Genomic DNA, 15,477 nt, shown 5'->3' with positions numbered 1-15,477 from the left:
AATGCAGATTTGTCAGATAAAATAGAACAATTTAATGTTATTTCTAGCGGCGAATTAACAATGGGAATAGGAAGTTATGGCACAACATACGGACGTTACATAAAAAAATGCGGAAAAATGGTGGAAATATGGATAAATTTTGGAGTGTCTAAACAAATTCCAAAAAGCACTAAAATAGCCACTATCCCAGAGGGGTATTGGCCCGGAAGCGCATTTTATGTATTTGTACCCACAGGTACCAAAGACTATCCGATTAATGTTAATTCTAATGGTGTAATTACATCTATGGAGGCAATACCAGCGGATACGATAATCCGAGTACACGAAGTTTATTTTACAAAATAATTATTTCCATGTTCCAGTGCACCGGAAATTAAGAGAACCGGATACGGTTGTATTAGCTCCGCCAAAAACCCAATAACCTAATGTTTTTTTCAAATCTCCGCCAGTGCTTTGTGTGGCCCACACGCCAGCGTTTGATCTAAAATTCAATGACACACCACTTGCATTTGTTAAGGATGTGTATGGTAGTGAAAGGGTATAATTATCACTATGATATACACCGCCTGAGCTCTGATTTACCGTGGCGCGTGTAATTGATTGCGAGCCCCACATTTCGAGTGTGCCGTTGTTCCATTTGCGATAGTACCCATTACTATTTTTACCTTCCTCAACGATCGCGTTCGCACTCAGCCGACCGATTGAATCGGACAAATCTGCATTTGTCATGCATATCTTAAAGACCTTCCGCACCTCTGTGACATTTATCCCGTCCAATTCGATTTCGTACAGCGGCATATCTGACACTGAATCGCCCGATTGAATATCCCCAACTGTATATTGTGGTATTGTCGGACTACTTTCAGCAGGTGTGCCTTGTAGTACCTTCAATGTCAATAACTCTATATTAGTATCTTGATTTCGTTCATACCTCAATACAAGCAGATCAATCCTTTTCATCCCCTGCGAACCGTTCGAAATGGTAATAGAATCATATGTATTTTTCTTAATGGATCCAGCGCACCCCTGATGCATAACTACCCCATCTTTTATCTTTATTTCGTTGTTACTGGATACTTCCGCTTCAAGTTGCGATCCTGTAACCAATACATAGGAATCACCGCCAACAATTCCAATATTGACATCCCTATCCATTTCTGCGGTAATGTGCTTTTTTCCTGTATATCCTGTAATTATCTCCATTACGATTCTCCTTCCAGTTTATATTCCAACTTTTCTTTTCCTTCCGAAATGGTCCAGATCTTCCTGCCAATTTGTTTCTGCATGCTTGCACCTGTAAGATAATCCCGACCGCCTACAATATCTCCAATGTCAACTGTTACATCCAGTTTTTCCATCGTCATCTTATATTCCTTATGATTTCTCGATTTTTCTAATTTTTCTGTCCCATTTTTAATCAACTCTTCTTTTTCAGAACCATTACTGTCATATACCTCTGTTATCTCATCTACACCTTTATAATACTGTGTACGGACAATATCATTGTTTTGATTGGCATACAAATGAACTACTATTCTATCTTTCAATTCACCTTTTCCAAGACATATAAGGTGATTTATCCCTCTTTTGTTATCTGTCATTGTAAAATTCATGTTGTTATCATTTGAGAATTCATATTCACTCGAATAATCTACTATTGGCACTGCCTGTACCCGCACATATCCGATTTCACTTGCGGACCCTTCGATATACCTTATATCAATCCGATATCCGACAGACTTCAGCATCTTAACGATTCCATCATGCAGAGTGCAGTATCTTTCAAATTTAAAATTATTTATAGTCACACCAGAATCTGTGGAAACACCGTAAAACATTCCAGGAAATTCTTTTTCGACAAAACTCTTAATAATACTGTTAATCTCTCCGTTCGCATAAGCATAATCCTGTCCTGCTGGAGGCGATATAATCTTTTTGGTCATCATTCCACGCCATGTATATCCCTTTGCCGTTATCGCATTGGCGCTTGTGTCTGTATAGATTTCTTTTACTATGCCACCAAATTCTGTATGTGACGAATACATAATAGTCCCAATCCCTATCTCGTTATTCCAGTTATATCGCTTAAATTCGACTTCAAAATCATTTATACTGTCTTTGCTTTCTCCCACTTCAAAGTCTATATTCGCATTGGACACATACCCCATCGCGCGCCCATATTGATCAGTCCATATCAGATTCATATTCAGGAACGCTCCTTTCCTTGTATAAAGTAATATCAAAGCCGAATTCACCATTCCAACTTATCAACAAATCACCTGCTGGAATCATCTCAAATACAGAACTGTCATTACGCTTTTTGTAGAAGATATTTTGCACAGTTCCATTTGCTAAATGTTTCATTACCGTATTATCCCTGCTATTTATAATTACATATTCATTTCCTGCCAACGTATCAAAAATTTGATAAACATGACTGTTAACAGTAATTCTTGGATTCGTACATGGTCCGTAAATTATCATTTTAAAATTACTCGACCGGTGATGATCTATGTACCAATGCTGTGATCCAGATGCCGGCCGTGAATAGTCATAATCATATCCGTATGGATATCCCAAAAAACCATACTCCTCACCTTTGTTTGCTGTATCAGGATAAAAACTTTTCACCTGCTCCTGAGACCAAAATGAATATGGACAGTAAATATCAATTTTACAGTCTGACCAGTTATTCCATGTACCAGACACTGTATTTTCAGCTTTTTTGATATAACATTCAATATAGTACTTTCCGAAATAAATTCTCCCTGGAGTCAGGTTTACAATATCGTATTCAAATGCCTCCACAAGTTCATCCAAAAGCTGATGTCGTTCTGCCAGATTTCCTCGCACTGTCAACATGATAGAATATGTTTTAGATTCCTTAGAAAATCCATATACACTGTCTCCTTTCTCTTGAGAAGTCGCATCTTGTTTCCATTCATACGCATGGAAATTCCCAGATGTAGCCCTCATTCTGTCTCCAATCAAATTGTACTCTTTTCCATTAGAGCACACATACTTTATTTCTATCATGCAAGTACGCCTCCATTCTCCCGGATCCACCTAGCCGCTTCTCGATTTCCTAGACGGAGAACAATTATCTGTTCTCTATCTTCTGATCTTTCAAGAACATTCAGAATAGAATCTAAACGATTAATTACAGCATAATCATCCACTGCACCAACTACAATATCTTGGCTCCCTATCATATAGGACATATCCGTAAACGGACTTGCCAGCGAACTATTCACTTCGTCTACTGCACTTTCCAGCATATTTTTATTCTGTGTCAATCCGCTTGCCAAACCTGCATCTATCATTTCGCCGACATAAATTCCCCATCGCGCCGGAGATTTGATTCCGAAAAATTCAAGCACATTATCTTTAAAACTTCCAAGCACGCCTTTTACTGCGTCCCATAAAGCGCTTCCCGCATTAGCCAATCCATTTGCGATACCAGAAATAATGTTTTTACCTATCTCAAGCCAATCCGTTTCCATAAAAGTATCTATAATACTCGTTACAATTTCTGGAATCTTCCCTACCAGATCCGGAATCGCTTTCACGAGCCCTGCAGCCAGTTCACCTATAAGCTCTATCCCGCTCTGTAATATGCTGGGAAGATTTTGCCCAATAGTAGCAACAAAATTTAATACAGCGGTAACGGCAGAAGTTATAATACTTGGCAAATTACTTATAATTCCATTTACAAGATTTAATATAAGAGTTTTTCCATTTTCTAAAATTATAGGCAGTGCTGAAATGATCGTAGTAGAAAAATTAGTAATAACATCCATTGCCCCTGTAATTAAAGCTGGTAAGTTAGATAATATACCATTTACGATACTGGTCAGAATACTTACGCCTTGCTGTAAAAGTACGGGCAAATGCGTTTGAATACCTAATCCTAGCTGTCCAATCAGAGTATTTGCCGCCTCAAAAATTAAAGGCGCATTTGTCGTGATTGCCGCTCCTAATTGCGATAACATCGTAGATACCATAGTAAGCATTTCTGTACCAGAAGCCAGACTGCCGCTAATCTGCGAGAATATCCCTGCAATAGCCGGCAATAATTTAGGTCCAAGAGCCTGTATAAATGTTACTAATGCCCCTGGAAGGGCAGATAATATATTCCATATAGCCGGCAGCAAATTTCCTCCAACAAATGTAATCATAGTATCTGCTAGCGCATTAAGCGCAGGACCTACATCCATCCCCAATGTTAATTGCCCCATAACATTTTTGGCAGCGGCCTTCATAGAAGCAAAAGATCCAGATAACGTGGACGACGCTTCCTTTGCGGTCGTACCCGTAATATCCAGTTCTCCCTGTATCACATGAATAGCCTCATATACATCTGAAAGATTATTGATGTCGTATTTAACGCCTGTAATCTTCTCCGCGTCAGCAAGAAGACGCTCCATCTCTGTCTTCGTACCGCCGTATCCTAGTTTTAAATTATCCAGCATAGTATAATTCTGTTTAGCAAAGCCCTGATACGCATTTTTTATGTCTTCCATATTCGTTCCCATTTTATTGGCGTTATCAGACATATCCGTCATGGCCATATCAGCCACATCTGCCGCCTTAGCGGTGTCTCCGCCCAAACTTTGCAAAAGGCTCGCCGAAAAACTGGTAGTAAGCTCCATATATTGATTCGCGCTCATCCCTGCAGTTCTATAGGCTTCAGCAGCATTCTTTTTTACTTTCTCTGCACTATCTTTAAATAGAGTATCAATCCCTCCTATGCTTTGCTCCAACGCAGCCCCTTCTGTGATTGTCGCACTTAGAGCCTTTCCTATTGCTGCGGTTGCTATTACACCTTTAATTGCTCCAACCAGTTTTCCTCCTACCGATGTTCCCGCAGCTGTAGCATCTCCTCCAATTACACTTTCAATTCCTCCTTTTATTCCCTTTGCCGATGGAATAATCTGTACATATGCTTTTGCCAACTCTGTTGCCATTATCTCACCTCTTTTCCTACGAGCCGCTCCCATTCATCTGCAAATGCTTGTCCCGATTCATATAAAATTATGTCGTCTTTTTCTTTCATTTGATTTGATAATAGATCCAGTATAGATTTTGGCCTCTTTCTTCCCCTTCTTCCGTCTTTTGTCTGAAGCCAAATCAGCAAGCCTAACCGATCTACTATCGCCGCGCTCAACATTCTTTCTGGCGTTATCTTTGCTCCTGCCATTTTCATTTTTATTCTAGACTCATCCCTTAGACCGGACGCCAGGATCGCCGCTGTTTTCAATGGCAATTCCCTGTAATTAAATACGTGGTATGTTTCGGCAAAATCACATATCAACGCATTTTCATCTACTGCTATCATTCCGGCCAGGGTCAAGAGTTTTTTCCTGCACCTCCAAAAGCCTTGAATATTTCTGTAATTTCGCTATTTACTTTATCAATAGGAACTCGCCCATTTTTCTCCGCTACATGTTTATATAACCGTTCCTTGTTTTCTCCCAAAAGGGTGTCAACCAAAAAAGAAATTGCCAACAAATTTGTTTCGTTGGCAACTTCTGAAACTGCATCTAATATTCTCATATCATTTATTACATTCTCATCAATCTCAAATTCAAAACCCGTACTTGTTTTTCCTGTTATCATTATTGTTATGCGCCTTTCTTTTTTATATATTCATAATGCGTATTTCCGTCCTGATCGGGCGTGGCTGTAATAGTTGTTTCATATCCTATCGCATCTTCATCTGCATATGTTATGTCACCTATTTCTGTAACTTTTGCAGAAGGCACTACTATTCTTTTTAGTACATTGCCTTTCAATATCATATCAAAAACCCACGCCGATTCTTCCATTTCATCATTGTTTGCCTTCACAGTAATACCCGTTTCAAGTGTCCCGGTTACATTCTTTTCACCGTATACAGATTTTAATACCTCTACATTTAATGCCTCAATCAAAGTATATTGAAAAGTATCCTCTTTACTCGTTTGCAGAGTGAGTACAGTATCACCTCCCCAGGCTTTTACATTGTCACTATCTGGACTATTTGAATTTACAAGACCATCCTCACTGCAATATCCAAGCGCTTTAAACCCCTCATCAAGCTGCGCTTCCGGCTCTGTCGGTAAAGTCGTCCCTAAAGGAGCTCTATATATTGCCCCTCCGACTTTAGGTTTTCCTACACTTACATTTTTTGTATCTGACATAAGTTTCTCCTTTCTAATAATGAACGATGTCATATACCGCCTGGTACCGGTATCTTTTTCTTACAGTATCCGGATAGTTATAATCGCTATTCAGATCACAGCTGCAGATATCGTCCAATTCAATTATCTGTTCCATTGTTTCTTTTACCTTTTCATTTAGCATCGCAGTTTCATAGAATGATGCAGAAAAAGACTGAATAGCAAGTGTTGCCCGTTTTATATGGTTTTCCACTCCGCCCCCAGTCTTCTCGATTAAAATATATTCTTTTTTCGTGTCTTCCGGATCTTCCATAAACGCACGAAAGCCTTTGGACTTTAAATACTTTAATACAATTTCTTCAATCATCACATCACCCTCAACAAATTGTTGTTTCCGTCATCTCCTGTCACCTCAGCAACCGCACGAGTTTTCGCTACGTATACCTCATATTTTCCTCCGCTTTTATTTGCCATTTCACTTGCATGTTTCTCTAGCATTTCCTGTACTCTTTCGCTTCTTAGAAGGTTTCGCATCCCTTCATGATTTAGTTCTATTCTTACTTTACTCATACTTCGCCACCTGCCATATATCATTCCAGTCCAATGGAATATTTTCCTCGATTCCACGTTTGGGGAAACCGATCACCTGCCACCTGTCACCAAAAAATTCTACGATCTGGTCTTTCCATGTGTGTTGGTCCCCTTTCGGTATGGCAATATTATATATGGCTTTTTTCCCTTCAAAATCTAAAGCGTCAATCGCTTCCGTAGCAGTGACCGGAGACACCAGTACATTTTCTACCGTCTCCTCCTTTTCCACATAGATTGGATGGTCGAACCCATCTCGCCCCGCTTCCTCTTTTGTAATAAGAGTAATCGTAATGCCTTTAATCTTTGCCACACATATCCACCGCCCTTCGCCTTTGACCTTTCAGTCCCAGTCTTGCAAGTTCGGAGTTTTTAATAAAAAGCCCGCCGCCGGGGACAAGATACGTTCCACTCCAAGTGTAACCGAGTGCGGATTGTGATTCTTGGGAAAGAGGCTCGGAGTCTGTCGATGTCATAAGCGTTCTAGCCACGACGTCAACCGTTACCGATTTTACGACATTTAAAAAGTAGGGCTTAGCCTCAATCATTTTATCAAGGTCTTTCCCTACTTTGTCAGCTTCCATTCTTAAGCTGTCGGATACAAGTTCTAGCAGCTTGCTTGCTCTTTCCATTTCTTCCGCTTTTAACTGTCTCCATATTTTATTTACATCATCTATTGTTGCGAACGGTTTTAGCATCTTCCTTCACCGCCTTCTTCTTTGCGGTCTTGGGAGACTCTTTTTCAAGCTCCCAATCCTCGCCCGTGATCTCGCACGGAACGTCAATCACATTTCCGGTTCTCTTGTTTTTGTAGATCATATTATGCCTCCACGATACGTCCGAAGTATTCCGGTACCAGGATGCCCCAACCGATATATACTTCCGCTCTAATATATATCTGATTGTAGCCTTTCAGATCTTTTCCAGAGTTGTCTGGATCACCATACTGAATAATCTCAAGCGGAATCTCTTTAGAAAAGCCCCATTTGAATGCATTCTGGAAATCTCCAACAATACCATGATCTTTAACAGTTGCATTATATACAGTGTTGTTTACATCGCATGCCATTCCGCCGAGTGATTCCGGAGATGCACCGAATCTAAACTCTGGATACTGACGAACACCATTTTCTTTGATTTTAGCTAATGCTGCACCCATCGCCGTAGATAATGCCATACCTGTAACATCCCCATCTGCGCCCTGTACAGTTGCAATAATGGTATCAAGACTTTCATCGCAAGTTTCTGCCGCATAAGTCGTTGTCTGTGTTACTTTACTGTCAAAGTGATTTGTTCCTACAACTGTAGAGGCTTCCCCTGTTCGTGGGTTGACTCCGTGGAATGCTGCCAAGTCGAAACCTTTTGCCACTTTATTCGCAAAACCTTCGTTAAATGCAGTTAGGATCTGCAACTTTGCTTCCTCGGACGCATACATAAATTCATCAGACACTCTAGCACCGTATTCGAACTTAATCGGAACAATCGTTACTGGTGCTACGGTAATACCGCCTTCTGTCTTTTTTCCGTTTTCTGCTACAATGTCAATTTCCTTGTCCATCGTGAATGTGAACTCTTTCAGCCCGTTAAACGGGATCGGAGACTGTGCGGAAAGTCTTGCAAGAGAAGATTTTCCTTTTACCTTGTTCATCAAATCTGTTACTAAAACTGGATCAAATAATGTTCTGCTTACTGCCATGTTTAATTTCCTCCTAAATCACTTAACATTTTTTTCATAGCTGCATTTTTTGAATTGTCTGTCCCTGTTGGATCGGGATTGTAACTCGGATATGGATTATTGTTCTTCAGAAAGCCTGCTAATGTCTGTGCGTCCTTTTTCATATCCTCCTCTGTCTCTCCGGAGATCTTACCAGCGAGCTCATACGGTATCCCCGCTCCAAGAGCAATCTCTACACGTTTAGACTTCGTTTCATAGTTTTTAATTGTCGCATCCTTTTTCGCCACCTCTTCCGGAGATAAATATCCCTTGTACTTTTCCTGTACTTGTTCCGGAGACAAGAACCCTTCATACTTCTTCTGAACGTCTTCAGGAGAAAGGTATCCTTCAAATTCCTTACGTACTGTTTCTTGCTCCCTTTTAATGCGAGCGCTTACTGCCTTGTCAAAATCTTCCTGTGTTTCAATTACTTTAAATTCTCCCATGTGTTTCTCCTTTCTTCCCACAAAACCCGGTGGTATCGGTCATTTTTTGTATAAAAAAAAGAGCAGCCATTACAGTTGCTCCTCCTAATACCTTGCTTGTTGTTTCTTTTTTTTCTTACTTTCGTAACATTTCCAATGCGCTAATATGACTGCATCTAAAAGAGATATTTCAATCCCCTCTTTTATCGCCTTATATCCAAATCCGCCATGCGAGCCTATCGCACGGCGTTCACAATTACTTACTGCCTGTGTAAGCGATGGCTGATCAGCGTGCCGGAGCGTATGCTGAAATACTCCCTGCTCAAACAATGCATTTGCAGTAATTACTTCTGCTACCTTCGGGAATATCGGCTCGTTTTTGATTCTTGCATCTTTCATATCGTCAAGTAGCATCTGCTGTCCATTTGCTCCATCTACTACAATACACCTCGGATTGATCGCAATCAAATATTCCAAGATCCAATCATTTCCAGCCCTTACCGGTCTGCAATCCAGTGCTTCAACAAAGTTCTTCCCATCAGATGTCTTAACCGCAACTGCCATTGATACATATTCTCCGGTGTTTCCATATTTGATTCCAACATAAATATCTCCTATAAGCTTCGGAGTTCCATCATTCTTAAGCTCTAACCACTCTTTTTTACTTATTTCTGACTTCTGATTGTATTTCAGCCACAGCCCCAATCTCTGAATATTAAAATCAATATCGTCTGTTGTAATCTCTGCCCGGATTTTACGCTCTGTCAGAATCGTTCCTAGCGACGGGTTTGTCTCGTACCAGGCGTCAACATCATTCGGATCTGTTTGGAAATCTACACTCCATTCTGCCCAACCGGAATCGAAGCCCTTGCCGGATAGTACTGTTTCTCGAAATTTTACGAAAACAGTTCCGGCAGAAACTACAGTTGGCGGAGTTCCTAACATGATGGTCTGTGGATTGTCACTATCAGACACGATATATTTCAATGATGTCTCTTGCGCCTCGGTATACTCCTGCGCTTCGTCGATGATCAGCACGTCATAACCTTCTCCAAGCCCACCGGAAGACGTTCTCGTTCGGAATTCTACAACCGCACCCCCTTCCGCATATAAATGCTCTTTTCCAAATGCTTTGAATGACGATGTAATAACGATTCCCACCTTTTCGCACATTCTATCAAGTCTTTCCCAGACTGCATGTGATGTGGTCGCTCTGTGTGCAGTATAGAGCACTCTTTCGCCATGCGTCAGCGCCCATAAACACCTAGCAAGCACATTTTCTGACTTTCCATTTCTACGAGATACGGAATATCCATACTTCTGATGTACCCATAAGCCATCTTTGTTTACAGCCATGATATCACACTGTAGGAGCTGCTGCCATTCTAGCAATTCATTTCCTGTTTTCGCGTATAAATCGGCAGCCTCTTGACCTTTTGTTTCCGTGTAAGGAAGTGTAACGGATTGAGTGGGTGTCTGGCGTCCTATTCTTTTAGCATCCATTTCACCCCTCCTGTTTAACTGTTTCTTCCGTAAGCGATATCACCCCACCGCCCAAAGGGAGATAATTAGATCACCATACCTTTCTTACATCCTGTTCAAAAATTTTCATAACAATCCTCCTTTCCTAAAATTGGGTACAAAAATACCACTCACAAGTGATATGCTGAAAAGTGAGTGGTATCAATACATCTTTTCAATTTTCATAATGCTTTTTATTTCATCTATTGGAATTCCATAATATACTTTTCCGGTATAAAGTTCTATTTCTTCTTTTCCCGATTCTGTATCAAATTCAGATTCTGTATTAGTTATAATTCCACGAAATCTCCTATCGCTTATATCTGTCACAATTACTTTTTTACCAATATATTCTTTGATTTCTTTATATACCATATCGTCATCTCCTTTTGCTCGGATAATCAGGAACAATATGTATTCCATCCTTTGCATAATGAATTTTAAAAACTGGTGTTTCTGCAAAATTACCATTTCTATTATCCACTACAACACCAATAATTTTATCATTCGTTACTATAATTTCCTGATGATTCCATTCTCCTCTGTTATTATATTTTATAATTCCAGTTCCTGAATACTTTTCTACCAGAGAAATTATCTCGTTATCTGAAACAGTAATATAAGATGGTCCATATTCCCCTTTTTCCTCAAGCCGATTTTTCCTCTCTTTATAAAGCTGCGTATCGACTCTATGTATATCTTGTCGTTTAGCAATTTTTTTAATGTTTTGCTTTGATATTTCTTCTTTTATACCATTGATAATAGAATCACTATCTGGACTTAATCCGCTAGTTTTCTTTTCTTTCATTTTATCACTTTCATTCGCTTTTGACCACTTTTTTGTATGCACATTTTGTCTTTTCCCATCTCCCCCATCATACTCTACAAGGCATTTACAATACTTATGTCTACGGAATACATTATTCCCCGTATCAGATACTTCCTCGTATTCGTAAACCCCCGCAAGATTATCACACCACTTGCAACATTTCCCAGTTGATGTTCTTATGATTTTCGGACTTAGTCCAGCTTTATACTGGAAATCTGCATTTACTTTCACCGTATCATCTACAATCGTCTGCGCAAAATTGACAATTGGCTCTCCTAGCATGTATACAATATCATCAAAATGTTCTTTTCCTGAAGTAATATTGATAATACCCTGTATTTTATCTTCGTTTATTTCTGATTGGATGGCTTTTATCCCTATTTTTTGCTTCTTATTCAGCAAAGTTTGAACCTCTTTTGAATAATCAGCTACGCCTTCATACAGATCCCCCATCATGGGACGTATGATTCTGTCAGCAATATTGTAATATAGCTTTCCATCCGGCAGCACGGAAGATGATAGATTATTCTGAAACACCTGTGATAAGATTTCTCCCGATTCTATCGCAAATTCATGCGCTTCTTTGTACGTTGCCGCTCCCTTCTCTAACTTTTTCGAAAGAGTACTTAGTCTCTCGCTATTCGTTATCTTGCGATCATATTCTTCCTTAATCTGCTCATATAACTTAGGTGCAATATCTTCCACATTCACACCTCCTAGAATCCTGTTAGATCACGCATACGGTCCTCGTTGATATACCCCGGAAGCGCCTGATTGATCTTAATCGCTCCATCTCCGTAGGAACTTAACGCTGCAGCGTCCGGTTCGAATACTGGTTCCCACTTTGGCTTTGTAAGGTACATCTGTCTGCGCTCATACGGGAAATCATCTCTAAGGCATGCCGCCAAATATCCAACATTCAAAAATCCCGTTCCAAATGTTCTCTGCGCCTTCCTTGCCATCAGCCTCAAATTTTCATGACTGGCCTTGATTGCTTCGGCACTAGATGGGTTTTCAGTTGGAAAGCCAAGATCATCCATCGTTAGACCAGTTTCACCTGCAAAAAGTCCGGCCCACATTTTTAATTGTTCCATATGTGGCGCCATGCTCTGCTGCTGGAATTGCCCGAACGTCGGAGCATCCCCCTGATCATCTTTCGTGATCTCGATCATGTATGACATTGCGCTTTTCCACTTATCTAACGGATCTGCCTCTTGTGATGTGCCGACTACATATTTCTGCGGAAACGAAAAAAACTCCGCCGATACCTCGGAGCGCTTAATGGTTCGCATGGCACTGTTTACTATGTCCATACACGCTCTGCTAATACGACTATGTCCAAATAATCGCTTGGAATCTGGTCTGTTAATAATTGGTACCAACAACGGATGCGGTGCATTATTGGGAATATCTCTTGCTTTTCCCTTCTGAATAATCTGCGTATTCCCAGGTGTAAAGTATGCTTCGATTGTTGGTGTATCTATATCGCTTCTTTCCAATACTGCATAGCCTTCCTTAAGCAATCCGGTGATTGGGTCCATAACACCAGTTGCATTCCTTCCGTCTATCACTTCCAGCTTCGGATATTCGCCCTCTTCTGAAATATACACGAACGAGCAAGAGCCGATCAGCGCCGAAAGAATTGCGCTATCGAAAAACGTGTCCGGATTATTCATTAAGAAAATTTCATTGATGTCAAAATTATCTTCCTCAAACTCTCGAAACATGAGCCTGTCTGAAATACTATCCACAGACTTCCCACACCATCCAAGCACGGTCTGAAAGCCTCTTAAGTTTGGGGGTGTTGATATCTCAAAGTCTTTGATGACATTCTTCATCTCATAATATCGGTACCTTGTATCCACTCTTATTTTTTTCAAATTCAGCCTGTTTCTCAGCTTGGTAATTCCTAATAATCCGCTCATTTTGATACCCTTTCTCGTTTCCGTGTGTTTTTTTTCGTAGTGCGGTGGGAACCTCCGTCTGCCAGCATGTGGGGGAGGTATGCCCCCTTCCTCTCTTACTTAATCGGTGACCGCATATTTTTCCAATCAAAAGTATGAGGCAATATGCGGTTGCTTATTATTTCTTCAACTTTTGCGTCCGTTCGTTCGGTCAGCTTGTCTGACTTCTGCCTGTTGCACGTCCAGTGCGCAAGCTGAAGATTATCTATATCTGACGGATGGCCCCCTTTTGCTATCGGTATGATATGATCTATACAAGGCGATAATGGATGAGGATACTTGTAAGAAAAATCGACTGGCATTCCACAGATTCCGCATACTGTTTGTGTTGCATAAATCTTTTTCTTATTCTTATCGAACTGTGCTCTGTGTGTCCCATTCTGGTCGGGGCGGTATCCTTTTGCCATCCGGCTCACCACCTTTCTTTTTCATTTCTTTTTCATTTCTTTTTTATCTCTCTACTTATCAACCGATTTTTTCTTGCCGTTCTCCTATACTCTCTATTGTCTTTTAATCCCACCCCCAGTTCGTAATCCGGTTTATTGCGTTCTTTTTCCCAATATCCTCGCTCTTTTTTCTCCATTTCTTTTGAACCGATTACCTTTGTTGTTGCACCATTGGCTTCAACTCTCTTTTTAAATTCTTTTGCTGTCATATTTAACGGTGTGGGCTCAGGCACAGATCCGAAACCCTTTTGATAATAATTCTCTCCATTGATTGATGAAAAAATATATTCTGTTGTCTCACCATTCGTAGTCACTTCCAAACCCGAAGTTTTAAGTCTTCCACCAGCGCCTCCAACGCCACTTGAGCTTCCTCTACCACCCATTACACTTCGCCTCCTTAAATTTATCAGCAAATGCTTTTATGTGAACAATGTTTCCCGTACACTCTTCTGGAATCTGTCCATAAAAAATAATGGTCCCAGGCTGTAACCTTTGAAACATTTCTTTATATCCCTCTATAAACAATTTTTTATTGTCTTTATTTTTCATGCATCCGACACTACTAACCGCCACTGTTCCGCCTTCTGGCTCCCCATCAAAACACCAATCAAATGATTCTTTGTCACCCCATGCTATTGTTGGAATTACTTTGCATCCCATCATCTGCATGTAAGCGCCAACCCAATGTTTTCGATAATGGTTATAAATCTGAATTGCTTTTGGATAATCCAGATACAGGCTGAAATCTGGTGTTAAAACATAATCAAATTCTTGGAACATGGGAATATATGTGTCGATATTTGACCATACTCTCATAAATTGGTAGTCGTCGATAAAAAAGTGACATACTTTCCCTTGTTTTATTTTCAACGATTTGCCGTAATTAAACGAGATAAAATCATGATTTCCTATATACGTTTCTGGGTAAAGTATTGGGATGTCGTATTTACCCGCTCCGTCAAATATACATTTTTCAATGTTTTCATTATTTCTCAAATTCGTATATCTCATTTTCTACCTCCTTACGATCCATACAGATACAAGAAAAACGCCCCATACTTTTGTATAGAGCGTCCTCTGTTTTCGTTTGTGTGGAAGTAAGCCGTCTAGTATTACACCTTTCGGCTTTATAGCATATTAACACATTTCAACCCGACATTACCCGACATTTTCTAAAAATCTTTTATGTCGTCTCCAACAATTATCCTCTGTGTACTTTATTCTGCGCTTCGGGAATATCTGATTCATCCTCATAGCCACCTGATACCACGTAAGGCTGTCTATGTAATACAGCCGGAACATGATCCGTAGCTCGCTTTTTTCAATCGTCTGTATATATTCTTCTACTTGCAACTGCTTCTCTATCAAATCAGTTTCCAGCATATGAAGCTTTGCCTGCCGCCGTTCAAGGAGTGCCTGTCTGCGCTCAATTTCCATCTTTGGGAAGCCTTTTATCTTTACTGTGCGGATGGGCTTCTTCCCTTTCTTGCCGCATGTCACAGAATCGGCCACAATAAGGCTGTTTAATCTGTCTATCTTCTTCTGGTCCTCAGTTATCCTGCGCCGCAGGTCTTTTATCTCCTCTTTCATATCCGCATATTCGATAAGTATGCTCTTGTCCATCCGCAACACTCCCCATCTTGTACTTCTCTGCTATGTACTCCGCCACTGTCTTATGCTCGATCTGCTCTGCCTGCTGCCGTATAAGTCCTCGCACCCCTGCAGGACGTTTAAACCACTCCGATGCATGTGGATCCGGCGGATGTTCCGCCATGCTGTTGTAATGTTCCTGGCTTTCTATGTGTGTTTCTTTTCTGGTTCTCATTCTT

Annotated in this window: 24 protein-coding genes; 1 reads left to right on the top strand and 23 read right to left on the bottom strand. The window is 40.4% G+C overall.

Annotated features, from left to right (window positions below; translation table 11 throughout):
* Window positions 1–9 precede the first annotated feature (9 nt).
* Window positions 10–345 carry a hypothetical protein gene (locus BN3282_RS08785; RefSeq protein ID WP_205408538.1) on the top strand — a complete coding sequence of 112 codons (336 nt, stop codon included), beginning with the start codon at window positions 10–12 and terminating at the stop codon, window positions 343–345.
* On the opposite strand, the gene BN3282_RS08780 is transcribed toward BN3282_RS08785, so the two are convergent.
* From BN3282_RS08780 to BN3282_RS14685, 23 genes are all read right to left on the bottom strand, one after another.
* The gene (locus BN3282_RS08780) at window positions 346–1,203 is read right to left on the bottom strand and encodes a hypothetical protein (RefSeq protein WP_059068416.1); all 858 of its coding nucleotides are present in this window, start codon (window positions 1,201–1,203) and stop codon (window positions 346–348) included.
* A complete protein-coding gene (locus BN3282_RS08775; RefSeq protein WP_059068415.1) occupies window positions 1,203–2,204 on the bottom strand; it encodes a Gp37-like protein in 1,002 nt (333 codons plus the stop codon). Before BN3282_RS08775 ends, BN3282_RS08780 begins: the two co-directional genes overlap by 1 nt.
* The gene (locus BN3282_RS08770; protein WP_059068413.1) at window positions 2,185–3,036 is read right to left on the bottom strand and encodes a phage tail family protein; all 852 of its coding nucleotides are present in this window, start codon (window positions 3,034–3,036) and stop codon (window positions 2,185–2,187) included. The genes BN3282_RS08775 and BN3282_RS08770 overlap by 20 nt, the downstream gene beginning before the upstream one ends.
* Window positions 3,033–4,967 (bottom strand): phage tail protein, encoded by a 1,935-nt coding sequence (locus BN3282_RS08765; protein ID WP_059068411.1) that lies wholly within the window; start codon window positions 4,965–4,967, stop codon window positions 3,033–3,035. Before BN3282_RS08765 ends, BN3282_RS08770 begins: the two co-directional genes overlap by 4 nt.
* Entirely contained in the window at window positions 4,967–5,353 is a 387-nt protein-coding gene (locus tag BN3282_RS08760; RefSeq protein ID WP_059068409.1) for a DUF5361 domain-containing protein, read from the bottom strand. Before BN3282_RS08760 ends, BN3282_RS08765 begins: the two co-directional genes overlap by 1 nt.
* Window positions 5,350–5,619, bottom strand: a complete 270-nt coding sequence (locus BN3282_RS08755) for a hypothetical protein (RefSeq protein WP_059068407.1) — start codon at window positions 5,617–5,619, stop codon at window positions 5,350–5,352. Before BN3282_RS08755 ends, BN3282_RS08760 begins: the two co-directional genes overlap by 4 nt.
* 5 nt (window positions 5,620–5,624) lie before the next feature.
* Window positions 5,625–6,182 (bottom strand): phage tail tube protein, encoded by a 558-nt coding sequence (locus BN3282_RS08750; RefSeq protein WP_059068405.1) that lies wholly within the window; start codon window positions 6,180–6,182, stop codon window positions 5,625–5,627.
* Window positions 6,183–6,195: 13 nt separating this feature from the next.
* Window positions 6,196–6,528 carry a hypothetical protein gene (locus BN3282_RS08745; protein ID WP_059068403.1) on the bottom strand — a complete coding sequence of 111 codons (333 nt, stop codon included), beginning with the start codon at window positions 6,526–6,528 and terminating at the stop codon, window positions 6,196–6,198.
* Complete coding sequence (locus BN3282_RS08740; RefSeq protein WP_059068401.1) at window positions 6,528–6,731, bottom strand: hypothetical protein; 204 nt, start codon at window positions 6,729–6,731, stop codon at window positions 6,528–6,530. The genes BN3282_RS08745 and BN3282_RS08740 overlap by 1 nt, the downstream gene beginning before the upstream one ends.
* The gene (locus BN3282_RS08735) at window positions 6,724–7,062 is read right to left on the bottom strand and encodes a hypothetical protein (protein WP_059068399.1); all 339 of its coding nucleotides are present in this window, start codon (window positions 7,060–7,062) and stop codon (window positions 6,724–6,726) included. Before BN3282_RS08735 ends, BN3282_RS08740 begins: the two co-directional genes overlap by 8 nt.
* Window positions 7,049–7,447: a phage Gp19/Gp15/Gp42 family protein gene (locus BN3282_RS08730; protein WP_059068397.1), complete on the bottom strand. Its 399-nt coding sequence runs from the start codon at window positions 7,445–7,447 to the stop codon at window positions 7,049–7,051. Before BN3282_RS08730 ends, BN3282_RS08735 begins: the two co-directional genes overlap by 14 nt.
* Window positions 7,419–7,568, bottom strand: coding sequence for a hypothetical protein (locus BN3282_RS15080; protein ID WP_162858237.1), 150 nt, complete (start codon window positions 7,566–7,568; stop codon window positions 7,419–7,421). The genes BN3282_RS08730 and BN3282_RS15080 overlap by 29 nt, the downstream gene beginning before the upstream one ends.
* A gap of 1 nt (window position 7,569) precedes the next feature.
* Window positions 7,570–8,445: a phage capsid protein gene (locus tag BN3282_RS08725; RefSeq protein ID WP_059068395.1), complete on the bottom strand. Its 876-nt coding sequence runs from the start codon at window positions 8,443–8,445 to the stop codon at window positions 7,570–7,572.
* Between the two features lie 2 nt (window positions 8,446–8,447).
* A complete protein-coding gene (locus BN3282_RS08720) occupies window positions 8,448–8,909 on the bottom strand; it encodes a capsid assembly scaffolding protein Gp46 family protein (RefSeq protein ID WP_059068393.1) in 462 nt (153 codons plus the stop codon).
* An 84-nt stretch (window positions 8,910–8,993) separates the two neighbouring features.
* The gene (locus tag BN3282_RS08715) at window positions 8,994–10,391 is read right to left on the bottom strand and encodes a terminase (RefSeq protein ID WP_059068390.1); all 1,398 of its coding nucleotides are present in this window, start codon (window positions 10,389–10,391) and stop codon (window positions 8,994–8,996) included.
* Between the two features lie 180 nt (window positions 10,392–10,571).
* Window positions 10,572–10,784, bottom strand: a complete 213-nt coding sequence (locus tag BN3282_RS08710) for a hypothetical protein (RefSeq protein ID WP_059068388.1) — start codon at window positions 10,782–10,784, stop codon at window positions 10,572–10,574.
* Between the two features lie 4 nt (window positions 10,785–10,788).
* A complete protein-coding gene (locus tag BN3282_RS08705) occupies window positions 10,789–11,943 on the bottom strand; it encodes a polymorphic toxin type 50 domain-containing protein (RefSeq protein ID WP_059068386.1) in 1,155 nt (384 codons plus the stop codon).
* A gap of 11 nt (window positions 11,944–11,954) precedes the next feature.
* Window positions 11,955–13,163 carry a phage portal protein gene (locus BN3282_RS08700; protein WP_059068384.1) on the bottom strand — a complete coding sequence of 403 codons (1,209 nt, stop codon included), beginning with the start codon at window positions 13,161–13,163 and terminating at the stop codon, window positions 11,955–11,957.
* Window positions 13,164–13,258: 95 nt separating this feature from the next.
* Complete coding sequence (locus tag BN3282_RS08695; RefSeq protein WP_059068382.1) at window positions 13,259–13,609, bottom strand: HNH endonuclease signature motif containing protein; 351 nt, start codon at window positions 13,607–13,609, stop codon at window positions 13,259–13,261.
* A 32-nt stretch (window positions 13,610–13,641) separates the two neighbouring features.
* Window positions 13,642–14,031, bottom strand: coding sequence for a hypothetical protein (locus BN3282_RS08690; RefSeq protein WP_059068380.1), 390 nt, complete (start codon window positions 14,029–14,031; stop codon window positions 13,642–13,644).
* Window positions 14,021–14,659 (bottom strand): DUF4417 domain-containing protein, encoded by a 639-nt coding sequence (locus BN3282_RS08685; protein WP_059068378.1) that lies wholly within the window; start codon window positions 14,657–14,659, stop codon window positions 14,021–14,023. Before BN3282_RS08685 ends, BN3282_RS08690 begins: the two co-directional genes overlap by 11 nt.
* Before the next feature lie 147 nt (window positions 14,660–14,806).
* Window positions 14,807–15,271: a hypothetical protein gene (locus BN3282_RS08680; RefSeq protein ID WP_059068376.1), complete on the bottom strand. Its 465-nt coding sequence runs from the start codon at window positions 15,269–15,271 to the stop codon at window positions 14,807–14,809.
* Window positions 15,198–15,473, bottom strand: coding sequence for a hypothetical protein (locus BN3282_RS14685; protein ID WP_082667513.1), 276 nt, complete (start codon window positions 15,471–15,473; stop codon window positions 15,198–15,200). The genes BN3282_RS08680 and BN3282_RS14685 overlap by 74 nt, the downstream gene beginning before the upstream one ends.
* Window positions 15,474–15,477: the final 4 nt, after the last annotated feature.

This window comes from Mediterraneibacter massiliensis, assembly GCF_001487105.1.
Taxonomy (GTDB): domain Bacteria; phylum Bacillota; class Clostridia; order Lachnospirales; family Lachnospiraceae; genus Mediterraneibacter; species Mediterraneibacter massiliensis.
Note: the sequence above shows the minus strand (reverse complement) of the source record. Positions and strands in the feature narration are given on the sequence as shown.

What these genes read in the sequence shown, in the direction of transcription:
- BN3282_RS08780 (WP_059068416.1), bottom strand. Translation starts at nt 1,203, where the DNA reads ATGGAGATAATTACAGGATATACAGGAAAAAAGCACATTACCGCAGAA.
- BN3282_RS08775 (WP_059068415.1), bottom strand. Translation starts at nt 2,204, where the DNA reads ATGAATCTGATATGGACTGATCAATATGGGCGCGCGATGGGGTATGTG.
- BN3282_RS08770 (WP_059068413.1), bottom strand. Translation starts at nt 3,036, where the DNA reads ATGATAGAAATAAAGTATGTGTGCTCTAATGGAAAAGAGTACAATTTG.
- BN3282_RS08765 (WP_059068411.1), bottom strand. Translation starts at nt 4,967, where the DNA reads ATGGCAACAGAGTTGGCAAAAGCATATGTACAGATTATTCCATCGGCA.
- BN3282_RS08755 (WP_059068407.1), bottom strand. Translation starts at nt 5,619, where the DNA reads ATGATAACAGGAAAAACAAGTACGGGTTTTGAATTTGAGATTGATGAG.
- BN3282_RS08750 (WP_059068405.1), bottom strand. Translation starts at nt 6,182, where the DNA reads ATGTCAGATACAAAAAATGTAAGTGTAGGAAAACCTAAAGTCGGAGGG.
- BN3282_RS08745 (WP_059068403.1), bottom strand. Translation starts at nt 6,528, where the DNA reads ATGATTGAAGAAATTGTATTAAAGTATTTAAAGTCCAAAGGCTTTCGT.
- BN3282_RS08740 (WP_059068401.1), bottom strand. Translation starts at nt 6,731, where the DNA reads ATGAGTAAAGTAAGAATAGAACTAAATCATGAAGGGATGCGAAACCTT.
- BN3282_RS08730 (WP_059068397.1), bottom strand. Translation starts at nt 7,447, where the DNA reads ATGCTAAAACCGTTCGCAACAATAGATGATGTAAATAAAATATGGAGA.
- BN3282_RS15080 (WP_162858237.1), bottom strand. Translation starts at nt 7,568, where the DNA reads ATGATCTACAAAAACAAGAGAACCGGAAATGTGATTGACGTTCCGTGC.
- BN3282_RS08725 (WP_059068395.1), bottom strand. Translation starts at nt 8,445, where the DNA reads ATGGCAGTAAGCAGAACATTATTTGATCCAGTTTTAGTAACAGATTTG.
- BN3282_RS08720 (WP_059068393.1), bottom strand. Translation starts at nt 8,909, where the DNA reads ATGGGAGAATTTAAAGTAATTGAAACACAGGAAGATTTTGACAAGGCA.
- BN3282_RS08715 (WP_059068390.1), bottom strand. Translation starts at nt 10,391, where the DNA reads ATGGATGCTAAAAGAATAGGACGCCAGACACCCACTCAATCCGTTACA.
- BN3282_RS08710 (WP_059068388.1), bottom strand. Translation starts at nt 10,784, where the DNA reads ATGGTATATAAAGAAATCAAAGAATATATTGGTAAAAAAGTAATTGTG.
- BN3282_RS08700 (WP_059068384.1), bottom strand. Translation starts at nt 13,163, where the DNA reads ATGAGCGGATTATTAGGAATTACCAAGCTGAGAAACAGGCTGAATTTG.
- BN3282_RS08695 (WP_059068382.1), bottom strand. Translation starts at nt 13,609, where the DNA reads ATGGCAAAAGGATACCGCCCCGACCAGAATGGGACACACAGAGCACAG.
- BN3282_RS08690 (WP_059068380.1), bottom strand. Translation starts at nt 14,031, where the DNA reads ATGGGTGGTAGAGGAAGCTCAAGTGGCGTTGGAGGCGCTGGTGGAAGA.
- BN3282_RS08685 (WP_059068378.1), bottom strand. Translation starts at nt 14,659, where the DNA reads ATGAGATATACGAATTTGAGAAATAATGAAAACATTGAAAAATGTATA.
- BN3282_RS08680 (WP_059068376.1), bottom strand. Translation starts at nt 15,271, where the DNA reads ATGGACAAGAGCATACTTATCGAATATGCGGATATGAAAGAGGAGATA.
- BN3282_RS14685 (WP_082667513.1), bottom strand. Translation starts at nt 15,473, where the DNA reads ATGAGAACCAGAAAAGAAACACACATAGAAAGCCAGGAACATTACAAC.